The following is a 9,107-nucleotide window of genomic DNA, read 5'->3' as shown; positions in this document are numbered from 1 at the left end:
GCTCGTAGCGCTCGTGCCGCTCCACCCGGCGGCGCTTGGCGCGGCGGAACCGGCGGGCGACCAGCCGGGCCAGGTCGGCGGCGCCCACCATGCCGGCCTCGGGGCCGAGCTGGGCGCGGGTGATGCGGGCCTCGGGGCGGTATCCGCGGCCGGTGAGATGGCGCTTGAAGGCGTCCCGGGCGGGGCCGATGAGCAGGTCGTCGGCGGCGCTGACACCGCCGCCGATCACGAAGCAGGACGGGTCGAGGGCCGCCGCGAGGTTGGCGATGCCGACGCCCAGCCACTGGCCGATGTCCTGGAGCAGCTCCACGCACATGGCGTCGCCCTCGCGGGCCAGCTCCGTGATCATCGGGCCGCTGATGTCGTCGATGTTGCCCTTGACGTGCTCGATGATCCCGTAGGCCACCGGGGAGTCGGCGACGGCCAGTTCCTTGGCCTCGCGGACGAGCGCGTTGCCGGAGCTGTACTGCTCCCAGCAGCCGCGGTTGCCGCACGGGCAGCGGTGGCCGCCGGGCACGACCTGCATATGGCCGAACTCGCCCGCGACGCCGTACTTGCCTCGCTTGACCTGGCCGTCCTCCAGGATGGCGCCGCCGATGCCGGTGCCGAGGGTGATCATGACGAGATGGTCCTCGCCGCGGCCGGCGCCGAAGCGCCACTCCGCCCAGGCGGCGGTGTTGGCGTCGTTGTCCACGAGGACCGGCACGGAGAGCCGGCCGCTCAGGCGGTCCCGGAGCGGTTCGTTGCGCCACGACAGGTGGGGCGCGAACAGGACGCGGTTGCGGTCGGCGTCGACCCAGCCGGCGGCGCCGATGCCGACCGCGTGCACGTCGTGCCGGTCGGACAGGTCAAGCACCAGTTCGACGATGGTGTCCTCGACGACCTTGGGGCTCTTGGACTTGTCCGGGGTCTCCGTGCGGACCTTCTCCAGGATGTTGCCGTCGGCGTCCACGACGCCCGCCATGACCTTGGTGCCGCCGATGTCGATGCCCACCGTCGGCACCCGGGGTGCGGTCAGGTGGGACCGGCGCTCGCGGGTGCCGACGGTCCGCAGGACCGGGGCTCGGCGCGAGCCGATGGGGGCGGTGAGGTCGCGGTAGGTGCTCATCGGGCTCGATTGTGCCTCACCGTGGGGTATGAGTGCCGTACGCGTCAGGAGACGGGGGGCGCGCGATCAGTGCCGTGCGCGGGCGATCGCGCGGTCCCCCGCTCCCGTCAGCCACGCCGGAGTTCGTGGCGCAGGGCCTCCAGGTCGGAGCCGCCGGCCATCTGCCGGGTCAGTTCGTCCAGAGTGATCTCGTTCCGTGTGTGATTGCCCACCATCGTGCCTCTGCGCAGCAGGACGAACCGGTCGCCGACCAGATAGGCGTGGTGCGGGTTGTGGGTGATCAGAACGACGCCCAGGCCCTCGTCGCGGGCGGCCGCCACGTACTTGAGGACCACACCGGACTGCTTCACGCCCAGGGCCGCCGTCGGCTCGTCCAGGACCAGGACCTTGGCGCCGAAGTGGACGGCCCGGGCGATGGCGACGCACTGGCGTTCGCCTCCGGAGAGGGTGCCGATGGGCTGGTCGACGTCCCTGAGGTCGATGCCCATGCGCAGCAGCGCCTCGCGGGTGGTGCGGCGCATCAGGTCGGTGTCGAGGCGCTTGAAGGGGCCGGCGCCCCTGCGGGGCTCGGAGCCGAGGAAGAAGTTGCGCCAGACCGGCATCAGGGGAACGACGGCCAGGTCCTGGTAGACCGTGGCGATGCCCCGGTCCAGGGCCGCGCGCGGGGAGGTGAGGCGGGTCTCCTCGCCGTCGAGGCGCAGGGTGCCGTCGTCGTGCTGGTGCAGGCCCGCGATCATCTTGATCAGGGTGGACTTGCCCGCGCCGTTGTCGCCGAGGACGCAGGTGATCTCGCCCGCGTGGACCTCCAGCGAGACGCCCGCGAGGGCGCGGACGTTGCCGTAGTGCTTGCCGACGCCGGTCAGCTCGACCAGCGGCGTGCGCTCGGTGGTCCCGGTCATGTCGTCGCCTCCGCGCGCTTGCGGACCCAGTGGTTGAGCAGGGTCGCGAGGAGCAGCATCGCTCCGAGGAAGAACTTGAACCAGTCGGGGTTCCACTCGGCGAAGACGATGCCCTTGCTGGTCATGCCGAACAGGAGCGCGCCGACCGCCGAGCCGACGGCGCTGCCGTAGCCGCCGGTGATCAGGCAGCCGCCGATGACGGCCGCGATGATGTAGATCAGCTCGTTGCCGACGCCCTCGCCGGACTGGACGGCGTCGAAGGAGAACAGCAGGTGCTGGCCGGAGATCCAGGCGCCGAACGCGACGCCCATGTAGAGGCCGATCTTCGTCTTCGCCACGGGCACGCCGACCGCGCGGGCCGCGTCCGCGTTGCCGCCGACCGCGAAGATCCAGTTGCCGGCGCGGGTGCGCAGCAGGATCCAGGAGGCGAGGGCGACCAGGCCGAGCCACCACAGGATGGTGACCTTGAAGCCGACGCCGCCGACGGTGATCGTCGAGGCGAAGACGGCGCGGGCGCTCGGGAAGCCCTCCATGTCGGCCACGGTCTTGGTGGAGACCGTGCCGTCGATCAGCTTGGTGAAGCCGAGGTTCATGCCGGTCAGCATCAGGAAGGTGCCCAGCGTGATGATGAAGCTGGGCAGCCGGGTGCGGGTGAGCATGAAGCCGTTGAAGGCGCCGACGGCGAGGGTGACCGGGAGGGACACGCCCAATCCGACCCAGGTGTTCGCCGTCATCTGGTAGCTGAACATCGAGGAGATCAGCGCCGACGACGTCACGAGGACGCCCGCCGACAGGTCGAACTCGCCGCCGATCATCAGCAGGGCCACGGGTACGGCCATGATGCCGATGGTCGAGGAGGCGTACAGGACCGTGCTGAGGCTGGAGGCGCGCAGGAAGCCGTCGGCGGTGAGGGCGAAGAAGACGAGGACGGCGAGTGCGCCGACCACCGAGCCCAGTTCCGGACGGGAGAGCAGCCGCTTCGCCGGCGAGGTCCGCAGAATCCTTTCGTCAGCCTTCCGCTCGTCAGACTTCTGCTCGTCGGCCGTCCGTTCGACGGTCGTGCTCATCGGGTGCCCCGCTCGGTGTACTGCGCCAGCGCGGCCGCCTGGTCCCTGGTGATGATCTGCGGGCCGGTCAGGACCGGCTTGCCGCCGCCGAGGACGTCGCCGTTGTACTTGTAGGCCCACAGCAGGTCGACCGCCTCGTAGCCCTGGAGGTACGGCTGCTGGTCCACGGCGAAGCCGAGGGTGCCGTTCTTCAGCTCGGCGGCGACCTGGGCGTTGAGGTCGAAGGTGTCGATCTCGGCCTTGCTGCCGGCGTCACCCTTCGCCTTGACGGCGGTGTCGGCGTACGGGGCGCCGAGGGTGACGACGGCGTCGACGGACCGGTCGGCCTGGAGCTTGGCCTCGACGGCGGACTGCACGTCGGGCATGTTGGTGCCGTTGACGTAGAGCTTCTGCAGCGTGCCGTGGAAGGTCCTGGCGACGCCGTCGCAGCGCTGCTCGTGCCCGACGTTGCCCTGCTCGTGCAGCACGCACAGGGCCTTCTTCCGCCCGCGCTTGTTCAGCTCGTCGCCGACGGCCTCGCCGGCGATGGTCTCGTCCTGGCCGATGTGGGCGAGGGCGCCGAAGGCCTTGGACTCCTCCGAGCCGGAGTTGACCGTGATCACCGGGATGCCGGCCTTCTCGGCGCGGGTCACGGCGGCCTTCATCGCGTCCGGCTTGGCGAGGGTGACGATGATGCCGTCGACCTTCTTGTCGACCGCCGCGTCCACGAGCTGCGCCTGCTGCTGGGCGTCGGCGTCGTGCGAGTACAGGAAGTTGATGTTGTCCTTGACGGCCGCCTGCTTGGCGCCGCTCTGCACGATGTCCCAGAAGGTGTCGCCGTCTCCCGAGTGGGTGATCATCGCGAAGGTCCAGCGGGGGGTGTTCACCGCCGCCCTGCCCTGGGCCGCGGCGGCCTTGCGGGCGTCCTCGGCCCGCTTGCCGCCGGTGCTGCTGCATCCCGTGAGGGACAGCGAGAGTGCCCCCGCGAGCGCGAGGACCGCCCAGCTCCGAATCCGTGCCACGAGGCCGTGCCCTTCTTGCCGTGTTCGTACGTACGCAAGGGGCCGTGATCACGTCAGCGGCCCCAAACGCTCCAGTATCGAACATGGGTGACACCCCTGACATGGCAGGGGAGCGGGCAGCGGTCGCATTGTCCGGACATTGCGACCAGGCCGACGGGTGTCAGGGCCGTACGAGCAGCTGGAACTCGAATGAGTAGCGGGTCGGGCGGTAGGTGTGGTCGCCGAACTCGACCGCGCGGCCGGTGTCGTCGAAGGTGGTGCGCTGCATGGTGAGCAGCGGGGCGCCCTCGGTCTCGGCGAGCCGCTCGGCCTCCGCGGCCGTGGCGCCGCGGGCGCCGATGGACTGGCGGGCGCTGTGCAGGGTGATCCCGGCCGAGCGCATCAGCCGGTACAGGCCCGTCGCCTCCAGCTGGCCGGTGTCCAGGTCGAGCAGGCCGGGCGGCAGGTGGTTGATCAGGTACGCCATCGGTTCGCCGTGCGCGAGGCGGAGCCGCTCCACCCGGTGGACGTCACCGCCCTCGGCGACGCCGAGCGCGGCGGCGACCGCGGCGGAGGCCGGCACCACGGTGTTGACCAGGACCTTGGTCGCGGGCCGCTGCCCGGCCGCCTCCAGGTCGTCGTAGAGGCTGCTCAGCTCGAGGGGGCGCTTGACCTGGCTGTGCACGACCTGGGTGCCGACGCCCCGGCGGCGGACGAGGAGCCCCTTGTCCACGAGGGACTGGATGGCCTGGCGGACGGTCGGCCGGGACAGGCCGAGGCGCGCGGCCAGCTCGATCTCGTTGCCCAGCAGACTGCCGGGGGTGAGGCTGCCGTGCTCGATGGCGGCCTCCAGCTGCTGCGAGAGCTGGAAGTACAACGGCACCGGCGAGCTTCGGTCCACATGGAGGTCGAGCGACACGGTCGGGTCCACATCTGGTTTGGGCACGGCCCCGAGCGTAGCCCCGTGATTGGTTGACGGGAAGTCGTGTAGTCCGATTGTCCGGACATTTGCATTGACAGGGTGCGGGGTCGGCCTTCACTTTGTTCCCATGCGCATCGGGGTCATCGGTACGGGCCGCATCGGCACCGTCCACGCGAACACGCTCAGCCGGCATCGCGAGGTCGGATCGCTGATCCTGACGGACGCGGATCCGTCGCGGGCACAGGGGCTGGCGCACCGGCTGGGCGAGACGGCGGCGCCGGGTGTGGACGAGATCTTCAAGTGGGGCGTGGACGCGGTGGTGATCACCACGGCCACGGCCGCCCACGCCGAACTGATCGGCCGGGCGGCCCGCTCGGGCCTGCCGGTCTTCTGCGAGAAGCCGATCGCCCTGGACCTCGCGGGCACGCTCCAGGCGCTCGCCGAGGTGGAGGCGGCCGGCACGGTGCTGCAGATGGGCTTCCAGCGGCGGTTCGACGCGGGGTACGCCGGCGCCCGGGAGGCTGTGCGCGCGGGGCGGCTCGGGCGGTTGCACACCGTACGGGCCATGACGTGCGACCAGTCCCCTCCCCCGCGCGCGTGGCTGCCGCTGTCGGGCGGTCTGTTCCGCGACACGCTGATCCACGACTTCGACATCCTGCGCTGGGTGACGGGCCGTGAGGTGGCCGACGTCTACGCGACCGGGTCGGACGCCGGTCCCGCGATGTTCCGCGAGGCCGGGGACGTCGACACGGGGGCGGCGCTGTTCACCCTGGACGACGGCACCCTGGCCGCGGCCACCGCGACCCGGATGAACGGCGCCGGCTACGACGTGCGCATGGAGCTGGCCGGAGAGCGCGACACGGTCGTGGTCGGCCTGGACGACCGTACGCCGCTCGCGTCCACCGAACCGACCGGGCCGCCGCCCGCGGACAAGCCGTGGACCGGGTTCCTGGAGCGGTTCGGGCCCGCCTACGAGGCCGAGCTGAACACCTTCGTGGACGTGGTGCGCGGCTCGCGGACCAACCCGTGCGACGGCCGGGAGGCCCTGCAGGCGCTGCGGATCGCCGAGGCCTGCGAGGTCTCCCGCCGGGAGCGGCGCCAGGTGACGCTCGCGGAGATCCCGGACCGGGTCCAGCCGTCCTACGGCTGAGCCGGCGCCGCTACCAGCGCACCGGCAGGCTTCTCACCCCTCGCATCAGCATGCCCGGCAGCCACTCGCCGGGCGGGCCGTCGAGGGCGAGGCCGGGGGCGCGCTCCAGGAGGGAGCCGATGGCGACACGGCCCTCCAGGCGGGCCAGGGGCGCGCCGAGGCAGTAGTGGATGCCGTGGCCGAAGGCGAGGTGACCGCGCGTGTCGCGGCGGATGTCGAAGCGGTCCGGGTCGGTGAACCGGGCGCCGTCGCGCTGGGCGGCGGACAGCCCGATCATCACGTGGTCGCCCCGCGCGATCGCCGTGCCGCCGATCTCCAGAGGCTCGGCGGCGAAACGGAACGTGGCGTTCTCCACCGGTCCCTCATGGCGCAGCATCTCCTCGACCGCGCCGTCCAGGAGGCTCGGGTCGGCGCGCAGCGCGGCGAGCTGCTCGGGGTGGGTGAGCAGGGCGAGCACGCCGTTGCCGATCAGGTTGACGGTGGTCTCGTGACCCGCGATCAGCAGCAGGAAGGCCATTCCGCGCAGCTCCTTGAGGGAGAGGCGGTCGCCGTCCTCGGCGGTGGTGCGGATCAGGTCGCTGAGCAGGTCGCCGGAGGGTCCGGCGCACCGCTTGTCCTCGATCAGGTCGGTCAGGTATCCGGTCAGCCGGACGAAGGCGTCGTACTCGCTCTCCGCGCTGGTCGGGGCGACCACTTCGGTGGACATCTTCCGGAACTCGGCGCGGTCCATCTCGGGGACGCCGAGCAGCTCGCAGATGACGGTGATGGGCAGCGGGTAGGCGAGGGCGTCGATGAGGTCGGCGCGGCCGTGCGGCAGCATCTCGTCGAGCAGCCGGTCGGTGATCCGCTGGATCCGGGGGCGCAGCTCCTCCACCCGGCGCATGGTGAACGCGCGCGCGACCAGACCGCGCAGCCGGGTGTGCTGCGGCGGGTCGCTGAGCAGCATGTGCCTGCCGATCAGCTCCTCGTCGTAGAGCGAGGTGTCGCTCTTGCTGGTGTCCTTGGCCAGCCGGGGGTCGGCCAGGGCGGCACGCGCCTCCTCGTAGCCCACGACGAGCCAGGTCTCGTAGCCCTCGTCGGTCCCCTGCAGCCGGACCCTGTGCACGGGGCCCCGCTCGCGCAGCAGGGCGTAGACCGGGTGGGGATCCCGGCGGAACGCGTCTCCGAACTCCCCCAGATCGACCACCTGTTGCCTGTCCATGGCTCCCCTTCCGGACTCCCCCGAGGCCGCCCGGGCGCTTCCCGGTGCCTGGACAACGTCCGCGGCGCCCGCTTAGTGCCCGTCCTGGAGGAGTCCCGCGTCGTACGCGAGCAGGGCGATCTGGACCCGGTTGTTCAGGCCCAGCTTGGCGAGGACGCGGGAGACGTGCGTCTTGACGGTGGCCACGCTCATGAAGAGTTCGGCGGCGATCTGGGCGTTGGCGAGGCCGCGGCCGACGCCGACGGCGACCTCGCGCTCGCGGTCGTTGAGCCCGGCGAGCCGTTCACGCGCGCGGGTGTGCCGGGCGTCGGCGGCGGTGCCGGCCGCGTGCCGCATCAACTGCCGGGTGACGGCGGGCGACAGGACCGGGTCGCCGGCCGCGACCCGGCGCACGGCGTCGACGATCTCGGCGGGCGGGGTGTCCTTCAGGACGAAGCCGGCGGCGCCCGCGCGCAGGGCGTGCAGCACCTGCTCATCGGCGTGGAACGTGGTCAGGACCACGACCTGCGGGGCGTCCGCCCGGGCGCGCAGCCGCTCTGTCGCGGTGAGCCCGTCCACGGCGGGCATCCGCAGGTCCATCAGGACGACGTCCGGTCGGGTCCGTTCGACCAGCGTCTCGGCCTCGCCCCCGTCGGCGGCCTCCCCCACGATCTCGATGTCCTCGGCCCCACCCAACATCAGCGCCAGACCGGCCCGTACGAGGGGGTCGTCGTCCACGAGGAGCAGTCTGATCGGCGTCGCAGTCATGGGGTTCACGAAATCACGCACGGCGGGGCGCCGCCGGGGTCCCGGGAAAGGAGCCGGCGTGGTCACGTCGCCGTCCACGGGAGCACGGCCCGTACCTCGAAGCCGCCTTCGGTCGTGGGGCCGTGGACCAGGCGGCCTCCGGTGAGGGTGGCGCGTTCGGTGAGGCCGATCAGGCCCTGGCCGGAACCGGGGACGGGCGGGACCTCGGCGGGCGGGGCCGGGTTGGTGACCGTGAGGGTGAGGCCGTCGCCGGGGGTGCCGGCGAGGCGGAGGGTGACCTCGGTGCCGGGGGCGTGCTTGCGGGCGTTGGTGAGGGCCTCCTGGGCGATGCGGTAGGCGGTGCGGCCCACGGAGGCGGGGACGGCGCCCGGGTCCGCGACCCGGTGGTCGAGGACGAGCTTCATGCCCGCCTCACGGCACTCGGCGACCAGGGTGTCCAGCGCGGCCAGCGTCGGCTGGGGCCGCCCGCCGGCCGCCTCCTCGGACTCGCCCGCCCGCAGCACGCCGATGATCTCCCGCAGGTCCTGGAGCGCCTCGTGGGCGCTCTCCCGGATGACGCCGGCGGCCCGCGCGATCTCCTCGCGGGGCGCGTCCGGCCGGAACTCCAGGGCGCCGGCGTGCACGCTGAGCAGGGTGAGCCGGTGGGCGAGCACGTCGTGCATCTCGCGGGCGATGTCCTCGCGGGCGAGCCGCTGCGCCTGCTCGGCGCGCAGCCGCGCCTCCGTCTCCGCCCGGTGGGCGCGGTCCCTGAGGCTCAGCATCAGCATCCGCTTGGAGCGGACGAACATGCCCCAGCCGATCACGGAGACGGTGAGCAGCATGGCGATCAGGACGGTGACCGCGTAGGGCAGGTCGGTTCCCGGGCGCAGCCAGTAGTAGACGGGGACGAGGGCGAGTTCGGCGCCGCCGATCCAGGCCACGTACCGGAAGGGCCGGTGCACGGCGACGGTGAACAGGGCGACCATGGCGGCCCAGCCGGAGGTGGCGGACACCGTGCCGACGACCACCATCGCGGCGGCCAGGCCCACCGGCC

General features: G+C 72.2%; 9 protein-coding genes. 1 reads left to right on the top strand and 8 read right to left on the bottom strand.

The features are described 5' to 3' along the window. The 5 genes from ACWEN3_RS33985 to ACWEN3_RS33965 form a co-directional block, all read right to left on the bottom strand. Positions 1-1,108, bottom strand: a 1,108-nt coding sequence (locus ACWEN3_RS33985; RefSeq protein WP_452978788.1) for an ROK family glucokinase, incomplete at its 3' end; no start/stop codon positions are given. A 107-nt stretch (positions 1,109-1,215) separates the two neighbouring features. Beyond that, entirely contained in the window at positions 1,216-2,007 is a 792-nt protein-coding gene (locus ACWEN3_RS33980; protein WP_452978785.1) for an ATP-binding cassette domain-containing protein, read from the bottom strand. Continuing rightward, the gene (locus ACWEN3_RS33975) at positions 2,004-3,074 is read right to left on the bottom strand and encodes an ABC transporter permease (RefSeq protein WP_452978782.1); all 1,071 of its coding nucleotides are present in this window, start codon (positions 3,072-3,074) and stop codon (positions 2,004-2,006) included. The genes ACWEN3_RS33980 and ACWEN3_RS33975 overlap by 4 nt, the downstream gene beginning before the upstream one ends. Next, entirely contained in the window at positions 3,071-4,075 is a 1,005-nt protein-coding gene (locus ACWEN3_RS33970; protein WP_452978779.1) for a sugar ABC transporter substrate-binding protein, read from the bottom strand. Before ACWEN3_RS33970 ends, ACWEN3_RS33975 begins: the two co-directional genes overlap by 4 nt. Before the next feature lie 160 nt (positions 4,076-4,235). Next, positions 4,236-4,973 carry a GntR family transcriptional regulator gene (locus tag ACWEN3_RS33965; protein WP_452978790.1) on the bottom strand — a complete coding sequence of 246 codons (738 nt, stop codon included), beginning with the start codon at positions 4,971-4,973 and terminating at the stop codon, positions 4,236-4,238. Between the two features lie 130 nt (positions 4,974-5,103). On the opposite strand from ACWEN3_RS33965, the gene ACWEN3_RS33960 reads away from it, so the two are divergent. Beyond that, positions 5,104-6,126 carry a Gfo/Idh/MocA family protein gene (locus ACWEN3_RS33960; RefSeq protein ID WP_452978776.1) on the top strand — a complete coding sequence of 341 codons (1,023 nt, stop codon included), beginning with the start codon at positions 5,104-5,106 and terminating at the stop codon, positions 6,124-6,126. Between the two features lie 10 nt (positions 6,127-6,136). Here ACWEN3_RS33960 and ACWEN3_RS33955 read toward each other — a convergent pair whose 3' ends face one another. The 3 genes from ACWEN3_RS33955 to ACWEN3_RS33945 form a co-directional block, all read right to left on the bottom strand. Then, positions 6,137-7,327, bottom strand: coding sequence for a cytochrome P450 family protein (locus ACWEN3_RS33955; protein ID WP_452978773.1), 1,191 nt, complete (start codon positions 7,325-7,327; stop codon positions 6,137-6,139). 72 nt (positions 7,328-7,399) lie between these two features. Further along, positions 7,400-8,074, bottom strand: coding sequence for a response regulator (locus tag ACWEN3_RS33950; protein WP_452978770.1), 675 nt, complete (start codon positions 8,072-8,074; stop codon positions 7,400-7,402). 62 nt (positions 8,075-8,136) lie between these two features. Beyond that, on the bottom strand, positions 8,137-9,107 hold a 971-nt coding region (locus tag ACWEN3_RS33945; RefSeq protein WP_452978768.1), incomplete at its 5' end, for a sensor histidine kinase.

This window comes from Streptomyces sp. NPDC004561 (assembly GCF_053602155.1).
Note: the sequence above shows the minus strand (reverse complement) of the source record. Positions and strands in the feature narration are given on the sequence as shown.